Annotated in this window: 20 protein-coding genes; 4 read left to right on the top strand and 16 right to left on the bottom strand. The window is 47.3% G+C overall.

From position 1 onward, the window contains the following. Window positions 1–149: 149 nt before the first annotated feature. Window positions 150–1,400 (bottom strand): TIGR03503 family protein, encoded by a 1,251-nt coding sequence (locus KIO97_RS17955; protein ID WP_005433189.1) that lies wholly within the window; start codon window positions 1,398–1,400, stop codon window positions 150–152. 15 nt (window positions 1,401–1,415) lie between these two features. Continuing rightward, entirely contained in the window at window positions 1,416–2,132 is a 717-nt protein-coding gene (gene dnaQ / locus KIO97_RS17950; RefSeq protein ID WP_005433192.1) for a DNA polymerase III subunit epsilon, read from the bottom strand. A gap of 58 nt (window positions 2,133–2,190) precedes the next feature. Here dnaQ and rnhA point away from each other — a divergent pair, with 58 nt between their 5' ends. Beyond that, window positions 2,191–2,655, top strand: coding sequence for a ribonuclease HI (rnhA, locus tag KIO97_RS17945; protein WP_285383577.1), 465 nt, complete (start codon window positions 2,191–2,193; stop codon window positions 2,653–2,655). On the opposite strand, the gene KIO97_RS17940 is transcribed toward rnhA, so the two are convergent. After that, a complete protein-coding gene (locus tag KIO97_RS17940; RefSeq protein WP_012128679.1) occupies window positions 2,652–3,407 on the bottom strand; it encodes a class I SAM-dependent methyltransferase in 756 nt (251 codons plus the stop codon). The two genes, rnhA and KIO97_RS17940, sit on opposite strands and share 4 nt — an antisense overlap. 39 nt (window positions 3,408–3,446) lie before the next feature. Between KIO97_RS17940 and gloB the strand changes: the two genes are divergently transcribed. The 3 genes from gloB (at window position 3,447) to KIO97_RS17925 (ending at window position 6,727) form a co-directional block, all read left to right on the top strand. Then, window positions 3,447–4,205 (top strand): hydroxyacylglutathione hydrolase, encoded by a 759-nt coding sequence (gene gloB / locus KIO97_RS17935; RefSeq protein ID WP_012128680.1) that lies wholly within the window; start codon window positions 3,447–3,449, stop codon window positions 4,203–4,205. A gap of 252 nt (window positions 4,206–4,457) precedes the next feature. Beyond that, entirely contained in the window at window positions 4,458–6,044 is a 1,587-nt protein-coding gene (locus KIO97_RS17930) for a LysM peptidoglycan-binding domain-containing protein (protein ID WP_045453771.1), read from the top strand. Beyond that, window positions 6,041–6,727: a YIP1 family protein gene (locus KIO97_RS17925; RefSeq protein ID WP_005430220.1), complete on the top strand. Its 687-nt coding sequence runs from the start codon at window positions 6,041–6,043 to the stop codon at window positions 6,725–6,727. Before KIO97_RS17930 ends, KIO97_RS17925 begins: the two co-directional genes overlap by 4 nt. Before the next feature lie 27 nt (window positions 6,728–6,754). Here KIO97_RS17925 and KIO97_RS17920 read toward each other — a convergent pair whose 3' ends face one another. The 13 genes from KIO97_RS17920 to bamA form a co-directional block, all read right to left on the bottom strand. After that, complete coding sequence (locus tag KIO97_RS17920) at window positions 6,755–7,603, bottom strand: endonuclease/exonuclease/phosphatase family protein (protein WP_012128684.1); 849 nt, start codon at window positions 7,601–7,603, stop codon at window positions 6,755–6,757. A gap of 112 nt (window positions 7,604–7,715) precedes the next feature. Then, window positions 7,716–8,054 carry a nitrogen regulatory protein P-II gene (gene glnB, locus KIO97_RS17915; RefSeq protein WP_005380372.1) on the bottom strand — a complete coding sequence of 113 codons (339 nt, stop codon included), beginning with the start codon at window positions 8,052–8,054 and terminating at the stop codon, window positions 7,716–7,718. A 227-nt stretch (window positions 8,055–8,281) separates the two neighbouring features. Beyond that, a complete protein-coding gene (locus tag KIO97_RS17910) occupies window positions 8,282–8,596 on the bottom strand; it encodes a cytochrome c (protein WP_285383576.1) in 315 nt (104 codons plus the stop codon). 64 nt (window positions 8,597–8,660) lie between these two features. Continuing rightward, complete coding sequence (gene tilS / locus KIO97_RS17905; protein WP_285383575.1) at window positions 8,661–10,007, bottom strand: tRNA lysidine(34) synthetase TilS; 1,347 nt, start codon at window positions 10,005–10,007, stop codon at window positions 8,661–8,663. A gap of 103 nt (window positions 10,008–10,110) precedes the next feature. Then, complete coding sequence (accA, locus tag KIO97_RS17900; protein WP_010650042.1) at window positions 10,111–11,070, bottom strand: acetyl-CoA carboxylase carboxyl transferase subunit alpha; 960 nt, start codon at window positions 11,068–11,070, stop codon at window positions 10,111–10,113. A 47-nt stretch (window positions 11,071–11,117) separates the two neighbouring features. Continuing rightward, window positions 11,118–14,597 carry a DNA polymerase III subunit alpha gene (gene dnaE, locus KIO97_RS17895; protein WP_081233443.1) on the bottom strand — a complete coding sequence of 1,160 codons (3,480 nt, stop codon included), beginning with the start codon at window positions 14,595–14,597 and terminating at the stop codon, window positions 11,118–11,120. Between the two features lie 92 nt (window positions 14,598–14,689). Further along, window positions 14,690–15,328 (bottom strand): ribonuclease HII, encoded by a 639-nt coding sequence (rnhB, locus tag KIO97_RS17890; protein WP_285383574.1) that lies wholly within the window; start codon window positions 15,326–15,328, stop codon window positions 14,690–14,692. A 9-nt stretch (window positions 15,329–15,337) separates the two neighbouring features. Further along, window positions 15,338–16,477, bottom strand: a complete 1,140-nt coding sequence (gene lpxB / locus KIO97_RS17885) for a lipid-A-disaccharide synthase (protein ID WP_285383573.1) — start codon at window positions 16,475–16,477, stop codon at window positions 15,338–15,340. A gap of 184 nt (window positions 16,478–16,661) precedes the next feature. Then, window positions 16,662–17,450: an acyl-ACP--UDP-N-acetylglucosamine O-acyltransferase gene (gene lpxA, locus KIO97_RS17880; protein ID WP_005430231.1), complete on the bottom strand. Its 789-nt coding sequence runs from the start codon at window positions 17,448–17,450 to the stop codon at window positions 16,662–16,664. Window position 17,451: 1 nt separating this feature from the next. After that, window positions 17,452–17,904: a 3-hydroxyacyl-ACP dehydratase FabZ gene (fabZ, locus tag KIO97_RS17875; protein WP_005430234.1), complete on the bottom strand. Its 453-nt coding sequence runs from the start codon at window positions 17,902–17,904 to the stop codon at window positions 17,452–17,454. 173 nt (window positions 17,905–18,077) lie between these two features. Next, window positions 18,078–19,109 carry a UDP-3-O-(3-hydroxymyristoyl)glucosamine N-acyltransferase gene (lpxD, locus tag KIO97_RS17870; RefSeq protein ID WP_005430236.1) on the bottom strand — a complete coding sequence of 344 codons (1,032 nt, stop codon included), beginning with the start codon at window positions 19,107–19,109 and terminating at the stop codon, window positions 18,078–18,080. 6 nt (window positions 19,110–19,115) lie between these two features. Beyond that, the gene (locus KIO97_RS17865) at window positions 19,116–19,625 is read right to left on the bottom strand and encodes an OmpH family outer membrane protein (protein ID WP_005430239.1); all 510 of its coding nucleotides are present in this window, start codon (window positions 19,623–19,625) and stop codon (window positions 19,116–19,118) included. A gap of 13 nt (window positions 19,626–19,638) precedes the next feature. After that, on the bottom strand, window positions 19,639–22,053 hold the full coding sequence (bamA, locus tag KIO97_RS17860) for an outer membrane protein assembly factor BamA (RefSeq protein ID WP_038891873.1): 2,415 nt from the start codon (window positions 22,051–22,053) through the stop codon (window positions 19,639–19,641). Window positions 22,054–22,067 lie beyond the last annotated feature (14 nt).

Raw genomic sequence — 22,067 nt, 5'->3', positions numbered from 1 at the left:
GGCTTTAACCCACTTAGTGAATATCACGAATGATTTTGCAAATCGAACCGATATTAATAACCTTCACCAAGAGTGTCACAAAATTAGATGTGCCATAAAAAAGTAAAACGGAGCCAAGCGGCTCCGTTTTCAATTTAAATTCTTGCGCCCTACTTCTTAGGCACTTCCAACTGCATCTCTGGCATGGCTTGGCGTTTGGCTTTGAGCTTGCTCCAGATGATCCAGAATAGAATCACCAGAATCAGTGCGATGACGTTGCCGATTGCGATGATGATCATGCTGCGCTTACGTTCGGCTTCGCGCTCGGCGATGATGCGTTTTTCCATTTCGATGCGGTGTTGCTCGGCGATCTCTGCTTCTTTCGCTAAGCGTGCAGCTTCTAGATCCACTTCATCAACGACGCTGAATGACTGCTCTTTGATTGGGAAGACTAATGAGCGCTTGGTTGCTAGGTCTGTGGCAAAGACTTCACCATGCCATGAGTACTTACCTAACTCTGGATCGTTATCCATCTTAAGCGTGGTTTTGGTACCGTCAGCAGACACTTGACCTTGGCTGTAACTAATAAAGCCATCTGGTGCTTCTTGCTCGACGTTCACGGCAATGGATCCCGGCGTGATCATGCCTTGCTCACCACTAACCACCAGCTGGTGTGGTTGGTCTGCATGACGTGATTGAATAAAGGTGCGCGTGATTGGCGATGGGTAAACCAGTACCACTTGCTCTTGTGCTCGAAGGAATACGCCGTTGCCAGAGGTAATGCGCGCGCGGTATTTGCCCGGCTCAACGTCAATCGGCAATTGAACAGTGAAGACGCCATCCCCTGCTTTTTCATCCAAACCACGGCCATCATCGGCAAACTCACCAATCACCATAGGCACTGGGCGAGCTTCTTTGATCAGTTCGTCCTCATTCTCCACAAACTTAGTGAAGGTGACTCGCAAATTGACGCGGTCTAGGAAGTCACGCAGTACAAGCGGCTTATCGTCTGAGGTCAGACGCGCGGTGAACTTGAGTGCTTCGTTGTGGTAAAGGCGATTCGGGAACACATCGGTGCTAAGTTTGAGGTGTGAGATCAGACGGATGTTGTTTTTCGGGGTCACTTTACCTACGGCTTGCCAAGGGCCCGCCATAGGCTTGTCTACAGAGATAATGTCGAGGGAAGGTTCTTGATACCAACGCACGTTGTCGTAAGTACCCCATGCGTAATATTTTTTACCATCAGGGCGGACAAGGACGACAGGTTGAGAACTTTGTTCACGATAAACCAGAAAGGTGATTTGCTCGATGGTCGGGTCGACACGAAAGCGGTTATCTAACAAAGACATGGCGGACTCGCTCGCGGAAAACGCGAAACAACTCCAGAACGCTAAAATAGCGACTGACAAAGCCCTCAACATAGTCTCTCCTATTTACTACCAAATACTGTCGTTCACCAGTTCGAGTCTTTTCTGGTGTGCTTCTACTTCATCGGCAGTTGCACGCAAAACCTTTAGCGCTTTTCTTCCTTCAACACGACGAATGCCTTCGGCTTCGCCATCTTTTTTATTGGCATTAAATTCTAGACTTGTTTGACCACCCGTCATTAGGAGGTAAACGTCGGCTAGAATCTCCGCATCGAGCAATGCCCCGTGGAGAGTACGGTGTGAGTTATCAATACCGTAACGTTCACACAATACGTCGAGGTTGTTTCGCTTGCCCGGGAAGATTTTCTTCGCCATGGCAAGGGTATCGGTCACCTTACAGTAATCATCCGTCTTACCGATGCTTGGATTGAGCATTTCAAACTCGTAATCCATGAAGCCGGTATCGAAGGGCGCGTTGTGGGCAACCAGCTCGGCGCCTTTAATGAAGTCTAGAAACTCTTGGTGTACGGCAGAGTATTCTGGCTTATCGACCAAGAATTCATCCGTAATACCGTGGACTCCAATCGCGTCTGGTTGGATTTCACGGTCAGGCTTTAAGTAAACGTGAAAGTGACGACCAGTCAGCTTACGGTTAATGATCTCCACGGCACCAATTTCGATGATGCGGTGACCCATATAGTGCGGGCCGCCTTCTAGGTTCATACCCGTGGTTTCGGTATCGAGAACGACAATACGATTATGTTCAGAATTGCTGCTGGTATTCATAAGGTTATGTGTGTCAGACTATGCTTTATTAAATGTTTCGGCTAATAGTACCAAAAATATGACCAAACACGTTGAGATTTTCACTGACGGATCTTGTTTAGGCAATCCGGGCCCGGGTGGTTACGGCATTGTGCTGCGTTACAAGCAAACGGAAAAGACCCTAGCGAAAGGCTACACGCTGACGACCAATAACCGCATGGAAATGTTGGCTGCAGTGGTGGCATTGCAAACGCTAAAAGAGCCATGCCAAGTGACGTTAACAACGGATAGCCAGTACGTGCGCCAAGGCATTACGCAATGGATTCATAACTGGAAAAAACGTGGCTGGAAAACGGCAGATAAGAAGCCAGTGAAAAATGCCGATTTATGGCAAGCATTGGATAAAGAAACCGCTCGCCATAAAGTAGATTGGCATTGGGTTAAGGGCCACGCAGGCCATCGTGAGAATGAAATCTGTGATGAGCTAGCGCGCACAGCCGCTGAGAACCCAACCGAAGACGATACGGGTTACCAAGCATCTTAGTTTTTACTGCTTGAGACCTTTTTCACTGCACTGCCCTCTCTGTTCATCACACCCAGTGGTGTTAACTTTCTCTTCAAGCGCCAATGTGGCTTGATAGGTTTGAGAGGGTACGTTCGTTTACGAGCCACGATATAGTACAAACTCCCTGCCGGTGATGCCCAATCACCCAAACTGTTCTCTAACCACGTCCACATGGTTTTGTAGCGCGTCATCGGAAATAACGCGTAACGATCACAATGAATCACTTGATAGTTGAGTACGCCCAGCCAATCTTTGATGCGGTTGGCGGTGAACATGCGCCCACTCCAAGGCAAATTGTTTCTACGCCAAGGTAATAAACTTGCTAAGCCAGTGAAACTAATCGGGTTAAAGCCCGTAATAATAAGATAGCCATCATCCATCATGACGCGATCAACTTCGCGCAGCAGTCGATGGGGATCACTTGCATAGTCAAGCTGATGAGCAAGCACGACAACATCAAAGCTTTTTTCTAAAAAGGGTAATTCGTAACCATCTGCGATGACATTATGCAACGGGTTCTGGATATCTACGTTGACTTGGTGTTGAATGTTACAACTACAGCTGGTTAGCTCACAGCTCAAGCCGCCCAATTTCAGCATGTGGTAACCGAACAACTTCGGACACCATTCATCGAGTCGGGTTTGGATTGACTCAAGTACCCACGGCCCATTGTTCATCTCTGACCAAGTCGACGGGTGCTGTAAAGTTTTGTTGCTGAGTGCTGGTTTCATTAACCACCTGACTATTAAAAGGGTGACGGAGAACGAATCGTGTTAGAGATCAAAAGCATACCCGCATTTAATGATAATTACATCTGGCTGATACAAAATAGCGACAAGCGATGTGCCGTGGTCGATCCGGGCGATGCTAAGCCAGTGTTAGAATATTTGCAGGCTAACGAGTTAACTTTAGAAGCGATCTTAATTACACACCACCACAACGATCACATTGGCGGCGTTTCAGATTTAGTTCGTGCTTTTCCTCATGTTTCTGTCGTAGGTCCGAAAGCAGAACCTATCCCAACATTAACCAATGCCATGGAAGAAGGCGACAAACTTGAGCTTTTCGGTGAAATTTTCATGGTGCTCGGTTTACCAGGTCATACACTGGGCCACATTGGCTATGTAGGTGACGGTAAATTGTTCTGTGGCGACGTACTGTTCTCGGCTGGCTGCGGCCGTATTTTTGAAGGCACACCAGAGCAGATGTTCGAGTCACTGAGCAAAATCATGAAGCTGCCTGAAGAGACGGAGGTGTTCTGTGCACATGAATACACCGCAAGTAACGTAGCCTTTGCCCTAGCGGTTGAGCCAGACAATGAGCACTTGCGCCAGTACCGTGACGATGTAAACCGCCTGCGCGGATTAAACATTCCAACCATTCCTACCACACTACGCAAAGAAAAGTTAATCAACCCGTTCTTGCGCGCAACCAACGCAGAAGTGATTCAATCTGTCACGAACCGTATTGAAAATAGCGATCCGTGCTCGGTTTTTACAGCTCTACGTGAGTGGAAGAACGAATTTTAACCAATTTCTGCTTGTAAACTTGCACGACGCAAGTATTATCGTGAGCTGATTTTCATAGAAGCGCCTCTGGCGCTTCTATTGCGTTTGGGGCTGATATAAATCTGTTTGAATTTCACCCAAACGCATAAAGTAGCGGCAAACCCGCCTCTACCCTTAGTTAGTGTTACAAGATGTCTATTATCTTGCGACTGCCACGCACACTGTTGCGCGACAGGCAGGAGAAGATAAACAGGCCCTAGATAGGCTGAATCCATGCGTTTAAAGTACAGTTGGGCGTTGGCGTTACTACTTTCTGGCTGTCAATTGACACAGTCAGATTCAACAAACACTCCAACACCAGAAACCAATAAGTCCGAGCAAGCGGTAAAACAAGACGCGGCTCAAGCGGACTCCAAGAAAAAGCAATCGATAGCAAAGAAACCTGCTAAAGAGACGCCGAAAGCCCTTTCTCCTCAGGAACAAGAAGATGTATGGCGTCGTATCGGCATGCAACTTGAAATGGACATCCCAGACAACAAGAAAGTGGCTTACTACCGTACATGGTATCTAAAGCACCCTAATCACCTGCGCACCGTTTCTGAGCGTGCACAACCGTTTTTGTACATGATTACAAAACGCATTGAAGAACGTGGTCTTCCAATGGAGTTAGCGCTTCTACCTATCGTAGAGAGCTCATTTGACCCATTCGCATACTCACACGGCAGTGCGGCAGGTCTTTGGCAGTTCGTTCCTGGCACCGGCAAGATGATGGGCCTAGAGCAAAACTACTGGTACGACGGTCGTCGTGATGTGTACGCAGCGACAGATGCAGCACTTGATTACCTAGAGCAACAAAGCAAGCGCTTTGACGGCAACTGGGATCAAGCGATTGCCGCTTACAACAGTGGTGGCGGTCGTGTATCAAGCGCGATTCGTAAGAACAAAAAGCTAGGTAAACCAACAGACTTCTTCTCTTTGGACCTTCCAAAAGAGACCAGCAGTTACGTTCCTAAGCTACTTGCGCTTGCAGACATCATTGCGAACCAAGACAAATACGGCATCGACATTCCACCAATCCCGAACAAACCGGTTCTGGTTCAGGTTGATCCAAAAGAACAATTGGACCTAGCGATTGCTGCTGATTACGCAGGCATTGGTGTTAAAGAGCTGCAAGGTTACAACCCGGCTTACAACCAATGGTCTACAGCACCTGACGGCCCGCACCAGCTTCTTATTCCTATCGAGAAAAAGGATCAGTTCCTTGCTCAGGTGAAAAAGAACCGTGGTAAAGGCATGAAGGTCGCACGCTACAAAGTGAAGTCTGGTGACTCGCTCAGCGTATTGGCTCAGAAGTACGGTACGACAACCAAAGTTATCCAACGTGCTAACGGCCTAACCAACAACAACATTCGCGTTGGTCAGTACCTAATGATCCCAACGTCAACTAAAGACGATGCTAAGTACGCACTCACTGCGGAAAATCGCCTAAACAAAACGCAATCTAAATCTCGCGGTCAATTCAAACTGACTCACGTTGTCCAATCTGGCGAGAGTTTGTGGTCTATTGCAAAAGAGAACAAGGTTTCTCATAAGTCTCTGGCGAAATGGAACGGCATGGGACCAAAAGACACCTTGCGCATTGGCCAAAAGCTGGTGATTTGGAAGAACTCAGACAAGGGCGCCGTCATTCGCACCGTTTTCTATAACGTGCGTTCTGGCGATACCATCAGTGGCATTGCGAGCAAGTTTAAGGTGAAGAGCAACGACATCGTGAAATGGAATTCTCTTCAAAAGCAGAAGTACCTGAAACCAGGTCAGAAGCTTAAGTTGTATGTTGACGTAACTAAGGTAAGTGTATGAACCCATCGAGTAACCCGCTTGTAATGTTGTTGGATATTTTCCGTTCTCCAACATCGTGCTTCCTAGCGCTGTATCAGCGTGGAGGCTGGGGGTGGCAACCGTTCATCTTTTTGATGCTCAGCCCATTCCTATTCTGGGGTGCCTATTTCTCGAATGTGGATTTCACTTGGCTAAGTGAACAATTAACGGCTCAATTCCAACAGGTCGATCCTAAGCAGATTGAACTGTTGGAACCAAACACGCTGATGGCAAGTGCGATCATTAATGACGTGTTCAACCGCTTTGCGACTCTGCTGCTTTTGGCGTTGTGGTTCTTCCTAGCGACTAAAGCAAGCAAACAACAATACGGCTATTGGAAATGGTTTGCAGCGGCTTCTGCAATCCTGTTCCCTGCGGTTTTAGGCGACATCGCAAGCTATGCGAGCCTGTTACTGAAACACGGTCAGGTAATGACATACGCGGCGGATTTAAACAGCCTAAATGGTTTGTTGAAACTGCCTTTAACCAACGAGTGGTCGCACTTTGCTAGCTCACTACCGCTACTGCTGCCTTGGTACATTGTATTGGGCTATGGTGTGGTTCTGACTTGGACAGAGTTTGAACGCGGACAGGCTCTTGTGATTTCGAGCCTGCCTTGGATTGCGTTCTACGTAATTTGGGCGTTGTACATCGTTATTGCTTGAGCCATCTAAGCGAACTCATAAGAGCCCTTACTGGTCGTTAAGCGTAAACGACACCAATAATGGATTATGATCGGAAGCGTCGCTCTGCGGCGCTTTCGCGTTTTTGAGGGTCAGACCTCGATAAAAAACGTGATCGAGTGGCAAGCCGGTAATGAACTGAGTGCGGTTGTCTTGGCTAAACGTCACTTCCTGCAAATTGGCTTTTTGCAGTGCTTTCTTCATCGCCGTTAAGCGTTCTTCGCTCCAGCTATTAAAATCTCCTGCAAACAGAATCGGGCCTTTATGCTCCTTCAGCACCTTCTCTAATACAGACAACTGTGACGTGTATTCCTCGGTGCCCACGGTAAAGTTGATTGCATGAATGTTCACCACCGCTAAGGTTTCACCGTTACTGAGCTGATACTTACTGTACAGCGCGGATTTAGGCAAACGCAGCCACGGTTCTTTAGACGTATACGCGCAAGCTCGAATGGGTTCTTTCTGCGCAATGCTGATCACCCCCGCCCCACTGCCAAGCGCTTTGAACGCACTGACTTGGTTACTGACCCAGTGCCCATCCACCAGCCAGTTTTTGAATTCATCGGTTAAGCTTGCTTCTTGTAGTAAAAGCAGTTGTTTATTGGCAGAGAATGCATCGAGAGCTTGCTGCCAGTTGTCTCGGTTTTGTTTGTAGATGTTCCACACCAAAACATTTAACTCACCATCCTTGTCGAGCACCTGTGGCTGTTTAAACTCCATACAGCGAATATCTTGAGTAATGTTCGTTCCTGTTTGAGTAATGATTTGTGGTTGCTCTGGCACCGTGAAGATCACCTGAAAGCTGACAAATCCGGCGATAATAAGAAAAACTAACGCAAAAGCTAAACGCTGATACATAGGCCTACCTAACGACAAAAATGGCACGCATAAAATGCGCATAATAAAAAAGGAGCCATTTGCGGCTCCCTTTTAGCTTACTCAAATTTTCACCACATAATGAAGTGAAATCTTAAATCGCGTCTTCGTCTTCTTCACCAGTACGGATACGTACTACGCGCTCGATATCCGTAACAAAGATCTTACCGTCACCAATCTTACCGGTTTGTGCCGTTTCAATGATGGTTTCAACACACTTGTCTGCAACGTCTTCCGTCACTACGATTTCTAGCTTCACTTTAGGCAGGAAATCCACCATGTACTCTGCACCACGGTACAATTCTGTGTGACCTTTCTGACGACCGAAGCCTTTCACTTCAGAGACTGTCATCCCTGTAATGCCTACTTCAGCCAACGCTTCTCGAACATCATCCAATTTGAATGGCTTGATAATCGCTTCAATCTTTTTCATGTTCATCCCTTAAGCTTCAATCGTTTGCGCATATTATCGGTTAGCACCTCACAACATTCAATCCTTGTTATCATCAAGCACCTGAAAATCCTGACACTGGTGGAATTTATTTGCGGATGAATGTAACAAAGTCGCGAAGTCAGCAATCCCAAGTGCACCAAACGAAAAAGCCAGAGCGTTTGGCTCTGGCTTGATTTGAATCTTTATCTGGCTTGTACCCGGGCTTATTACTTCAAGCTTGCGTAGTACGCTGCCAAGTTTGCGATATCTTCGTCAGACAACAGATTTGCTTGTGCTTGCATCACTGGCGCTAGACCGCCCGTGCGTTGGCCCGCTTTGTAAGCCTTGATTGAACTCGCGATGTATTGCTCGTTTTGCCCTTTCAGGTTTGGGTAACCAGGAATCACCGCGATACCATCCGCGCCATGACAAGCAGCACATACGCCTGCTTTTGCTTGCCCTGCTGCAACATCACCTGCCGCCAGAGCTTGCCCACTTAACATGGTTAGCGCCACCATTGCGCCCATGATTGCTTTCTTCATTGCTTCACCTAATCGATTCTTATTTAAGGATTTTTATATTTTATAATCGACATTGTGGCATGAATTACAACGACTTGCGCCAGATAAGTTCACAATCTTGACCACTGAAGGCTTGATCAACAAACAAATTGCCGACCGCCACCACCTGATCTTGGTACATCAGAATCGGTATTTGGCGACGCAGCCAACTCGGCACATTGTATTCTTGAAACAACTTTTTCAGCTTACGACTGTGATTACGCGTAGTTGGGTGCGCAGAGAGCCCTTCTGGATTAAACGTCACTCGTAATAGCTCTGGATGAGGCGGCATAGCAATGGTGGCTTGCTCTGAGTTGGTACTCAAGGTGAGCTCTCCCAACTGCTCGGGCAACAGCAAAGCCGTATCGGTTTGAATAGCACTTTGCCACGTCGTGACATCAACCGTTTCGGTTACCCAATACAGGCGATTCTGAAAACGGCGAACTTCACCCTGCTTGAGCTGAAGCTTTGGATTGGCATCTTGCTGCGCCAGCGCGACCTCATTCCAAATCAAATTGAGCTGCACTTGCGTTGGCATATTGGCATTTAGCTTAGCCAACCACATACGAACCAATCGCGCACGAGCCAGTTCACTGTGCGTCACTAATTCTTCAATACTCAGACTCAAATCACTTTGTAGAGCACGTTCAAACACTGCGCTAAGCAACTCGTCCAGCAACTCTTCTTGCTGCGCGCACAAACTCGCACTCCGCTGCACCGCTTGATGGATGCTCGGCCAACGTTCAGAAAGTTCTGGTACGATACGGTGGCGGAGGAAATTGCGATCGTAACGTATGTCTTGGTTGCTTTCGTCTTCTACCCAATCCAGTTTTTGCTCTCTCGCTTCCGCTTCGATTTGCTCTCGCTTAACGGCCAGTAATGGACGAACTAATGTGCCACCAGCAAACGGCATGCTTTCTGCCATTGAAGATAGACCTTTCGGGCCGCTGCCGCGCTTCAACGCTAACAAGAAGGTTTCCACCTGGTCATCGGCATGTTGACCTGTCAGCAATAAATCACCGGACTGGATGTGCTTCGCCAACGCCTGATAACGCGCTTCTCGAGCCAACAGCTCGATACTTTCGCCGCTGTTAGTGTCTAGACTCACACGCTCAACAGAATAGGTAATTCCCGCTTGCTCAGCCCACACTAAACATTTATCCGCCCATTCGTCCGCGTTGGAGCTTAAACCATGATGCACGTATACGGCGTGACACTTGAATGAGTGAGAATCTGTTGATTGATTGTCTACCGAATACGCTTGCTGATAACGACTAAGCAGTTCGAGTAATAAACGCGAATCTACCCCACCACTAAACGCTAAAACAATCTTAGTGTTTGGTTGATGATAGCGTTCGAGAACTTGAACAAATTGCGAGTAAAGCGATTCCATAAATCATCCGATAGAAACAAAAAAGGGTTGGACGCATGCCCAACCCTTTCTATTTTATCTGTTATCTTGCGAGAATTCAGCTAGTGCCTAGCGGCAGCTGTAATTAGCAGTAACCGTAGTTCATTAGACGCTGGTAACGACGCTCTAGTAGCGTTTCGTGGTCTAGTTGCTCAAGGTCTTCTAGCTGGCGAAGCAGGTTTGCTTTCATGTTTGCAGCCATTTGAGCGTGGTCGCGGTGCGCACCACCTAGTGGCTCTTCGATGATTTCATCGATAAGCTCAAGCTCTTTCAGACGTGGAGCGGTTAGACCCATCGCGTCTGCTGCTTGTGGTGCTTTGTCTGAATCACGCCATAGGATTGAAGCACAACCTTCTGGAGAGATTACTGAGTACGTTGAGTACTGAAGCATGTTCACGTAGTCACCTACACCGATTGCAAGTGCACCGCCTGAACCGCCTTCACCAACAACGTTACAGATGACTGGCACTTTAAGACCAGACATCACTTTAAGGTTAGTCGCGATAGCTTCAGATTGGCCACGCTCTTCCGCGCCAACACCTGGATATGCACCTGCCGTGTCGATGAAAGTGATGATAGGCATGTTGAAACGCTCTGCCATTTCCATCAAACGTAGCGCTTTACGGTAACCTTCTGGTTTAGGCATACCAAAGTTACGTTTTACTTTTTCTTTGGTCTCACGACCTTTTTGGTGACCAATGATCATCACTGGGCGACCTTCAAGACGTGCGATACCACCAACGATCGCTTTGTCGTCAGCAAACGCGCGGTCACCCGCTAGTTCGTCAAATTCATCAAAAGCGTGCTTGATGTAATCTAGTGTGTACGGACGTAAAGGGTGACGAGCCAGTTGAGCTGTTTCCCATGCACCTAGATTGCTGAAGGTTTTCTTCTTAAGTTCTAGGCTCTTTTTCTCAAGCTGTTCGATTTCTTTATCAAGGTCAACCGCAGAATCACCGCCGTGACGAGATACGTCGCGTAGCGCTTCAATTTTTGCTTCTAGTTCTGCAATTGGCTTTTCAAATTCAAGAAAGTTTAGGCTCATCTATGAATCCTTTTTGACTCAGCGTCTTACGTATTGCGCTGAATTTTTTAGTTAAATTCGAGTTCTACTTGGCCTTTACCAAGTAACTGTTTTAAATCGTCTAGTAATGTATCTGTTGGCGTTACTCGCCATTCGGTGCCCAATGTTAACCGCGCTCTGGCGTCGGCACGCTGGTAGTATACATTGACAGGTACGGTTCCGGCTTTGTGCGGTTCTAAAATACGCGTAAATTGTTCAAAGAATTTATCGTTGATCTGGTTAGCATCAATAGATACCGACAAACCACGTGCGTATTTTTCACGTGCAGTACCCAGATCCATAACTTCACGCGCCGACATTTTAAGGCCACCGTTGAAGTCATCAAAGCTGACCTGTCCAGAAACCACCAGAATTTTATCTTTTTCGAGAAGTTCTGCATACCTATCAAGCGCATCCGAGAACAACATCACCTCCATTCGACCACTTCGATCGTCCAGAGTCATGATGCCGATTCGTGTACCGCGCTTGGTTGTCATCACCCGAGCCGCAATAACCAGACCCGCCACTGTCACGGATTGATCACGACGAGTTGGGGTTGCGTCTTTTAGTCGACAACTAACGTACTTATTTAGTTCCTTTATGTATGCGTTAACTGGGTGGCCGGTCAAATATAAACCGAGCGTCTCACGTTCACCCTCTAACCATACTTTCTCTGGCCATGCAGGCACTTGAGTATATTTGTGTTCCACCTCTTCTGGCGCATCAGTCAAAACACCGAACATATCGGTTTGACCAAAGGCTTCCGCTTGGTGGTGTTGGCTTGCTGCTTTCACCGCATCGTTGAGCGATGCCATCAATGCCGCACGGTGTGGACCGAGCCTGTCGAGTGCGCCCGCGTAAATCAGTTTTTCGATAACACGCTTGTTGACCTTTTTCAGGTCAATTCGCGCACAGAAGTCAAATAGGTCAATGAAGTGACCACCTTTGTTGCGCGCTTCTAAGATCGCATCGATTGGACCTTCACCCACACCTTTAATCGCGCCGATGCCGTAAACAATCGCGCCATTCTCATCGACGTTAAAGCGGTACAAGCCGGCATTGATGTCTGGCGGAAGCACGGTGAGCTTCATGCGGAAACATTCGTCAACTAGGCCAACCACTTTCTCAGTGTTATCCATATCGGCGGTCATTACCGCTGCCATGAATTCTGCCGGATAGTGCATCTTCAGCCATAGCGTTTGGTACGAAACCAGTGCGTAGGCTGCCGAGTGAGATTTGTTAAAGCCGTAACCCGCGAACTTCTCTACCAAGTCGAAGATCTTCATCGCCAACTCGCCATCGACGCCGTTGGCAATTGCCCCCTCTTCGAAGGTAGCACGCTGTTTCGCCATCTCTTCCGGTTTTTTCTTACCCATCGCACGACGAAGCATGTCCGCACCACCAAGGGTGTAGCCAGACAGTACCTGTGCGATCTGCATTACCTGTTCTTGATACAGGATGATGCCGTAAGTCGGATCCAGAATCTCTTTAAGCGATTCGTGTTGCCACTTTTCATCAGGATAAGAGATCGCCTCACGACCGTGCTTACGGTCGATAAAGTTATCTACCATGCCCGACTGCAACGGACCCGGACGGAACAGTGCCACCAATGCGATGATGTCTTCAAAACAGTCCGGTTGCAGACGTTTAATCAGCTCTTTCATACCGCGCGATTCAAGCTGGAATACCGCAGTGGTTTCTGAGTTTTGCAGCAAACGGAATGACGCCGCATCATCCAGTGGAATCGATTCGATGCGAACAGGATCTTTGCCTTCGCGTTCTAGACGCGGGTTAATCAGACCCAACGCCCAGTCGATGATGGTTAGGGTACGCAGACCCAAGAAGTCAAACTTAACCAGACCGGCCGTTTCAACGTCGTTCTTATCGAACTGAGTAACTGGGAAGTGACCTTCCGAGTCAGCATAAATCGGCGCGAAGTCTGTAATGGTGGTTGGTGAGATTACAACACCACCCGCGTGCTTACCGGCATTACGTGTACAACCTTCAAGGAGGCGACACATGTCGATCAGTTCTTTAACTTCTTCGTCAGCATCATACAACTCTGGCAGTGCTGGCTCAGCTTTGAACGCTTTTTCCAGCGTCATGCCCGGATCAGGCGGAACCAGTTTTGAAATACGATCAACGAAGCCAAACGGGTGGCCAAGTACACGGCCTACATCGCGGATTACCGCTTTCGCCGCCATGGTACCGAAGGTGATGATCTGAGATACCGCATCACGGCCATACATTTCCGCTACGTGATCAATTACTTGGTCACGCTTATCCATACAGAAGTCGACGTCGAAATCGGGCATGGATACACGTTCTGGGTTCAAGAAACGTTCGAATAGAAGGTCGTATTCCAATGGATCAAGGTCGGTGATCTTCAGTGCGTATGCCACCAAAGAACCAGCACCCGAACCACGACCCGGACCTACCGGAATCGCGTTGTCTTTCGACCACTGGATGAACTCCATTACGATCAAGAAGTAACCGGGGAAGCCCATTTGGTTGATTACGTCGAGTTCGATTTGCAGACGATCATCGTATTCAGGACGACGCTGCTTGCGCTCTTCCTCATCTGGAAACAGGAACTCTAGACGCTCTTCCAGACCTTCGCGAGACTTCATGACCAAGAAGTCGGTCTCTTCCATACCTTCAGTTGGGAAGGCTGGTAGGAAGTATTCACCCAAACGTACTGTCACGTTACAACGCTTGGCAATTTCAACACTGTTTTCTAACGCTTCCGGAATGTCGGCAAACAGCTCGCACATTTCCTCTTCAGTACGCAGGTATTGTTCTGGGCTGTAGTTCTTTGGACGACGCGGATCTTCTAGGGTGTAACCATCGTGGATTGCAACGCGGATTTCATGGGCGTCAAATAAGTCTTCACTGATGAAAACAACTTCGTTGGTTGCAACGACTGGCAATTCAAGCTCTTCTGCCAATTCAATCGCAAAGTGCAGGTAAGTTTCTTCATCCGGACGACCAGTACGAACCAATTCTAGATAGAAGCGATCTGGGAAATATTGGTTGTAGAACTCGACACAACTGTCGACAACTTTACGGTTGCCTTTTAGCAATGCTTTACCGATTTCACCGTTTTTCGCGCCTGATAGAACGATCAAACCTTCTGATAGTTCAGCCAACCAAGCTTTGTCGAGCACCGGTTGGTGTTGTACGTGACCACGAAGGTAAGCTTTTGAGATCAGCAACGTGAGGTTTTTATAACCTTCGTTGTTTGCCGCAAGTAACGTTAATTGCGTCAGCTCCTCGCCAAACTCATCCGATTGCATTTTGAAGTCTGCACCGATGATTGGCTTCACACCACTGCCGTGCGCAGTGCCGTAGTACTTCACCAAACCACACAGGTTAGTGAAATCGGTCAATGCCATTGCAGGCATGCCGAGTTCGGCGACTTTCTTAACGAGCGGTGGAACTTTGTTGATACCATCCACCATAGAGAAATCACTGTGAACTCTTAGGTGAATGAACTTGGGATCTGACATTAACAGGTACCGTAAAACTATATCTTATTTGAGATTCTAACCTAAAGCGGGCGTGGTTTATAACACCGATACGCCCATTCTATTACTTTGCTTTATTCTTCGATGCCAAGCGCTTTCTTCACGGGCTTGAAGCTCTTACGGTGTTCACTGATCACACCGTGTTGCTCAATCGCTTCGAAGTGCGCTTTGGTTGGGTAACCTTTGTGCTTAGCAAAGCCAAACTGTGGGTATTGTTTATCCAACTCTTCCATTTCTTGGTCGCGAACCACTTTGGCAATGATCGACGCCGCGCTGATTTCCGCCACGCGCAAGTCGCCTTTCACCACCGCTTGAGAATCCATTGGCAACTGCGGACAACGATTACCATCGATAAGCGCAAGGTCTGGCTGTACTTTTAAACCCGCAATCGCACGTTGCATGGCAACCATGGTCGCTTGCAGGATGTTGAGCTCATCAATCTCTTCAGGAGAACAGCGGCCTACCGCCCATGCCAATGCTTTCTCTTTGATTTCTGGCAGCAGTGCAAGGCGTTTTTTCTCACTCAGTTTTTTCGAATCGTTTAAGCCTTCAATTGGGTTATTTGGATCCAAAATAACCGCTGCGGTAACAACATCACCCACCAAAGGACCACGCCCTACCTCATCAACACCCGCAACCAACTGGTAGCCTTGCGGGTATTCAAACGGTGGTAGTTCAACTTTTGCTTTGGTCATTTTTGGTTTTACAGCCATGGTCAATCTCTATTTTTCAATCAGTTTTAGAACCGCGTTTGCGGCTTGTTGATCCGCATCTTTGCGAATCCAATGATGCATTTCAGTGAACTTATCCAACATTTCTCGGTTATCGCTCTCTAGTAAGCGAGACACTTCGTCGAATAAGTTGTCTGGCGTGCAATCATCTTGCAGATATTCTTTAACCAGCTCGGTATCAGCCAGAATGTTTGGCAGCGAAACATATTTCGTTTTCAGCAGGCGCTTAGCAAGGAAAGCCGTCACCGCGTTGACGCGGTAACCGACCACCATTGGGCGTTTGAGCAACATACACTCTAACGCCACGGTGCCAGACGCTAACATCACGGCATCTGAAGCGGTAATCACGTTACGCGCCGTGTCGTCCACCAGCTTGAACTCCAACTCTGGCGCATGCTCTTTCCACGCTTGCTCGAATTGTTCGCGACGTTTCTGGTTTACTAGAGCTACGACGAAGCCAAGATCGGGGAATTTCTGGTGCAATTTCTTACACGTTTCGATAAATGGCTGAGAGAGCATTTTCAACTCGCTGCCACGGCTACCCGGAAGTACCGCTAACCATTGCTTATCTTGCTCTAAACCGAGTAGCTCACGTGCAGGCGCTTTGTCTGATAGCAGTGGAATGGCATCAGCCAATGTGTGACCAATGAATTCACAAGGCACGTTGAATTTATCGTAGAACGCTTTTTCAAACGGTAAGAATGCCAGTACTAGGTTAGTCGCTGCTTCAATTTTAAAGATGCGCTTTTGACGCCACGCCCAAACCGACGGGCTTACGTAATGCACGGTTTTGATGCCAGCATTTTTCAGGTCTAGCTCAACACGTAAGTTAAAATCTGGTGCATCGATACCAACAAAGACATCCGGCGGGTTATCAGTGAAGTATTTCACGAGCTCAGCTTTGACTTTCAGCAGTCTTGGCAAGCGGCCCAGCACTTCAACCAAGCCCATTACGGCGAGCTCTTCCATGTCGAACAGAGACTCGCAGCCTTGCGCGATCATTTTAGGGCCACCAATACCAACAAACTCTGCGTCTGGGTATTGCTGTTTTACCGCTTTGATAAAGCCTTCACCTAGCGTGTCGCCAGACAGTTCTCCGGCAATGATGCCGATACGTAATGGTCTTTCCATATCTACTTCGCTATTTTTCCTGTGCGCTATGGGTAACGATTTAAGCTAAACGATTTAAACTATGTATCCACATAAATCGCGGTAGCTGCACAATCTCCAGCGTACAAACCGTTATCCATAAAACACAAAAAGACCGCAGCCCAATTTGGGCGCGATCTTTTCAATTTAACCGCTCATTCGTTAATTAACGAATAATGCCACGTTCCGTTGTTTCCAGAATATCTGAGAAACGTTTCACTGCTGGCCACTCTTGTGCCATTTCAGCTAGGATTGGTTTCACTTCTTCCAGAGTCTTACCTGAACGGTAGATTTCTTTGTACGCTTTTTGCAGCGCACGAATTTCTGGTTTTTCGAAACCGTTACGCTTCAAGCCAACCAAGTTCAAACCAAATGGTGTTGCGTGGTTACCTTGAGCCAATACGTAAGCTGGTACGTCTTGAACAACCGCAGAACAGCCGCCAACGTAAGCATAAGCACCAACCGTACAGAATGGATGAATCGCAGAAAGCGCCATCACACCTGCGTGATCATCTACCGTTACGTGACCACCAAGGATCGCATTGTTGCCAATGTGAGTATGGTTACCAACGACTACGTCATGTGCGATGTGTGCGTTTACACAAAGCAGGTTGTCGTCACCAATCACTGTTGTTGCTTTGTCTTGAACCGTACCACGGTGAACCTGAACCGCTTCACGAATCACATTACGGTCACCGATAACCACAGTTGTATCTTCGCCACCGTACTTCTTGTCTTGGTTTTCTTCACCAATCACAGCATGTGGGAAAATGCGGTTATCTTTACCAATTTTGGTGTGGCCTTTGATCACTACGTGAGACATCACTTCTGTGCCTTCACCAATCTCCACCGTAGAGGTGATGTAAGTGAAAGGACCAACGGTCACGTTAGCGCCAATTTTCGCGCCTTCTTCTACCACCGCAGCTGGGTGGATTTTAGCGGTTTCATGAATCATATTAAAACTCTCGACGAGCACACTTCAGCTCAGCTGAACATACCACTTCGCCGTCAACTTTTGCCACACCGCTGAATGCAGCAATGCCACGACGCTCTTTCAGAAATTCTACTTCAATAATCATTTGATCGCCTGGTACTACTGGTTTACGGAACTTTGCACCGTCAACACTTGCGAAGTAGTACAGTTCGTTTTCCGTCGGTGCACCAAATGATTTAAATGCAAGTAGGCCTGTCGCCTGAGCCATCGCTTCCAGGATCAATACGCCTGGGAATACTGGTAGCTGTGGAAAGTGACCTGTGAACTGAGGTTCGTTAACCGACACATTTTTAATTGCGTGAAGGTACTTCTCTTCTTGGAAGTCAATCACACGGTCGATCAATAAGAATGGGTAGCGATGAGGTAGTAGCTCTTGAATTTCAGAGATGTTCATCGTTTTCTTTTCAGTAGTCAAAGTCGTCTTCCTATATCAATTCTCAACAACCAAGATGGCAAGGCAGCGGCAAATGCCACTTATGCAGTAATCGCCTGCAAAGTGTATACCAGCTTGGTGATAAATCTACTTATAGCGCGTCATTATAGAAGAAAAAGACCCGCATTTCGCGAGTCTTTGTTCAGAATGTGGAACTAAGATTCTTCTTTCGTTTCCAGCTGTTTCTCAACAGCTTTCAGACGTTTGTTCATCTCGTCAATGCGGTGAACTCGAGTCGCCGTCTTGCGCCACTCTCGGTTGGTTTGCAGTGGAATGCCTGATGAGTACAGACCTTTCTCTTCGATACTGCGCATAACCATGCCCATACCGGTGATAGCTACGCCATCTGCAATCGTGATGTGGCCATTCAGAACCGACGCGCCGCCGATCTGACAGTACTTACCAATTTTCGTACTGCCCGCAACAATAGTACCACCTGGCATCACGGTACCATATCCGATCTGCACGTTATGAGCGATTTGAAGTTGGTTATCAAGAATTACGTTGTCTTCAATGATGGTATCTTCAAGTGCACCACGGTCAATCGTCGTACACGCACCAATCTCAACGCGGTTACCGATACGCACTGAACCCAACTGAGGGATTTTGATCCACTCACCTTTGTCATTTGCGTATCCGAAACCATCAGAGCCAATGACTGTGCCAGATTGCACTAGACAGTCATCGCCCATTGATACTTCATGATAGATAGTCACATTAGCCCAAAGCTTGGTGTTGTTACCTAGCTTTGCGTTTTTACCGATAAAGCAACCTGCGCCAATACTTACGTTGTCGCCCAGCTCTACACCCGTTTCAATCACTGCGTTTGCACCGATAGTTACGTTAGTACCCATCTTCACGTCTGCTGCGATAACGGCACTTGGTGCGATCTCGTCAGCTGGCTTCGGAGTGGTGTCCATTGCTTGTACTACTCGAGCAAAAGCAATGTAAGGGTCAGCCACAACCAATGCGTTACCCACACATTGATCTTTGTGATCGGCTTTCACCATCACAACTGTCGCTTTGCACTCAGAAAGGTGTTTTGCGTATTTTGGGTTAGACAAGAAGGTCACATCACCTTCTTGTGCTTTATCCATTGGAGCTACGCGGCTTACAACGAGAGACTCGTCACCAAATAGCTCACCCCCGGTAATTGTCGCCAACTCGGCTAATGTCAATGTCTTCATAACTTCTTATTTTAGAGCTTTAATTACGTCTTCAGAGATGTTGTATTCTGGCTTACCGTACTGAAGAGAAGAAATGTCGATTACCATGTCGTAACCTTTCTTCGTTGCTACTTTCTTCACTGCGTCTTGGATAGTCTTGAATAGCTTCGCTTTCTCTTCAGCTTCGCGACGTGCACTTGCTTTCTCTAGAGCTTGTGCTTTCACTTTGTATTCGCTGTCTAGTTTAGCGATGTCGATACGTAGTTTTTCAACTTCGTCTTGACCTAGAAGCTCGCCATCACGCTGTAGCTTTTCAATTTTAGTCTTAGCACGTGCTTGGATAGATTTCAGCTCGTCTGCTTTGCTCTTAAAGTCTTTCTGCATTTTTTGTAGAACTACTTCGCGTTGAGGAAGCGCTTGGAAAACTTGAGCAGTATTTACATAAGCAATTTTCTGAGCAGCTTCAGCCGCGTTAGCAAACATTGAAGAGCTAAGTACTAGAAGGCCTAGGCCAGCTGCTTTGATCATTTTATTCAAAATATTTTCCTCTTTAGAAGGTTCTACCGATAGTGAACGTGAAGAACTCTTCATCGTCGCCATCATATTTCTTAATTGGTTTCGCTAGCGAGAATACTAGAGGCCCCATTGGAGACATCCATTGCAACGCCGCACCGTAAGATGAGCGGTAGTTGGTTGGATCTGAGTAATCGTAGTAGTAACGGTCGCCGTATTCCGCACCTGAGCTGCGGTAGTCGAACTCTGTATCCCAAACACTTGCCATATCAAAGAAGATACTGGTACGGATTTGGTTACGAACTTCGTCCGAAGCAAATGGTGTTGGAACAATTAACTCAAGGCTTGCAAGTGCAACAGCGTTACCACCAACAGCATCATCTGTTGCTGTATCTGCACCGTTGTTCGAGCCAGAGTAATCACGATAAACCGCTTTCGGACCTACTGTGTTCGAGCCGAAACCACGTAGTGTTGTAAAACCACCCGCGTAGTAGTTTTCGTAGAATGGGAACAAGTTATCGTTGCCATCCGTTTGACCATAACCGTTACCATAACCTAGACGACCACGGAACAAGAGTGTGAACTCGTGTTTCTTAGTCAATGGCACGTATTGACGAACATCATACTGCATCTTGAAGTATTGAACGTCAGAGCCAGGTACGGTCATCTTATAGAATGCACGTTGGTGGTTACCCGCTGTTGGGAAGTAGCCACGGTTTAGGTTGTTACGTGTCCATGAGATGTTGAAGTCAAAGTCATTTGTGTTCAACGCGCCGCTAGAATCAATGTTGTCTTCTTGCGCTTGTAGGAACTGTTCTACCTGTAGGTAAGGTGACAAGTTACCGATCTTGTTGTGAGTGTAACCAACACCAAACTCAAAGCGGTTCAGTTCGTCGAATGGGAAACCCCATGTCAAACTTGCGCCGTAACTTTGGTTGGTATAGTCAACGATACCCGCTTCAGATGCTTCAAACTCGTCGTAGAAGATCTTACCACCCAAACTTACACCATCTAGGTTCCAGTAAGGGTCACGGTAGTCCAAGCTCACGTTTTTCTGGTAGTCGTTCATCATCGCGTTAATGCCAACGCGGTTACCACTACCAATAAAGTTGTCTTGTTGTAGGCCAACCTGGAAGCTCACGCCCGATTCAGTACCATAGCCGACACCAAAGTTCACGCTGCCTGAGTTTGCCTCTTTCACAGAGTAAACTAGGTCTACTTGGTCATCGCTGCCAGGAACACGTACCGTTTGTACTTCTACGTTCTCGAAGTAACCAAGACGGTTTAGACGCGTTTTACCGGTTTCGATTGATTTCGAGTTTAGCCAGCTGCCTTCCATCTGACGCATTTCACGACGTAGTACTTCGTCTTTGGTCGAGTTGTTACCCGTAAAGCGAATATCACGTACGTAAATACGGTTACCCGGCTCAACGTTTACAACAAGCGATACTTGTTTGTTTTCATCGTCGAACTCAGGGATGGTATTTACTTGTGGGTAAGCGTAACCAGATTCACCAAGCACACGCTTGATGCCTTCTTCCATCGAAGTAACACGAGAGCCGTTATACGTCTCGTTGTCTTCGAAAGGAACTAGCTTTTCGAACGTTGCTTCTTCACCGATCAAATTACCGCGGAATTTCACGTCTTTAACGGTGTACACGTCGCCTTCTTCAAGACCAAGGGTAATGTATACGCCTTTTTTGTCAGGAGAAATCGCCACTTGTGTCGAATCAACGTTAAATTTCAGGTAACCACGGTCTAGGTAGTAAGACTTCAGCGCTTCGATATCACCAGCAAGCACTTGCTTCTGATATTTTTCGTCCGCTAGGAAGTTCCACCAAGGCACGTCAACGTTCAGGTTGAAACGAGAAAGAAGGTCTTCATCAGAAAAGACTTCATTGCCGATAAAGTTGATTTGCTGAATTTTCGCCGATACACCTTCGGTGAAGACAAATTTCAAGTCAGAACGGTTACGAGGCAATGGAGTAACAACCGCTTTTACGGTCGCGTTGTATTTACCAACACTGTAGTAAAAGTCTTCCAAACCTTTTTCGATGTTGCTCAGCGTTGTGCGGTCAAGCGCTTCACCTTCACGAACGCCAGAAGCATTCAGGTTTTCTTGTAGCTGCTCGTCCTTGATTGCTTTGTTGCCTGAGAAAGAGATGCTGGCAATAGTTGGACGCTCTTTTACTTGAACAACCAGAACATCACCATTACGCAGTACTTTCACATCTTCGAAGTTACCCGATGCGTACAATGCGCGAATGATCTCTGCAACATCGCCTTGGTCAACGGTATCACCGACACGTACAGGCATTTTCAGCAACGCTGCACCCAGTGCCACACGCTGCAATCCATCGATTTCAATATCTTGAACTACAAAGTTCTCTGCTCCGTTTGCAGATACACTGGTCGCCAGTAAACTTGCAAACAGAATTCGCTTAATCGCCATACTTGTTCTAATTA

The sequence above is a fragment of the Vibrio sp. B181a genome (genome assembly GCF_030248375.1).
Classification (GTDB): domain Bacteria; phylum Pseudomonadota; class Gammaproteobacteria; order Enterobacterales; family Vibrionaceae; genus Vibrio; species Vibrio campbellii.
The sequence above is the reverse complement of the archived record's forward strand: the minus strand, read 5'-3'. Positions and strand labels throughout refer to the sequence as shown.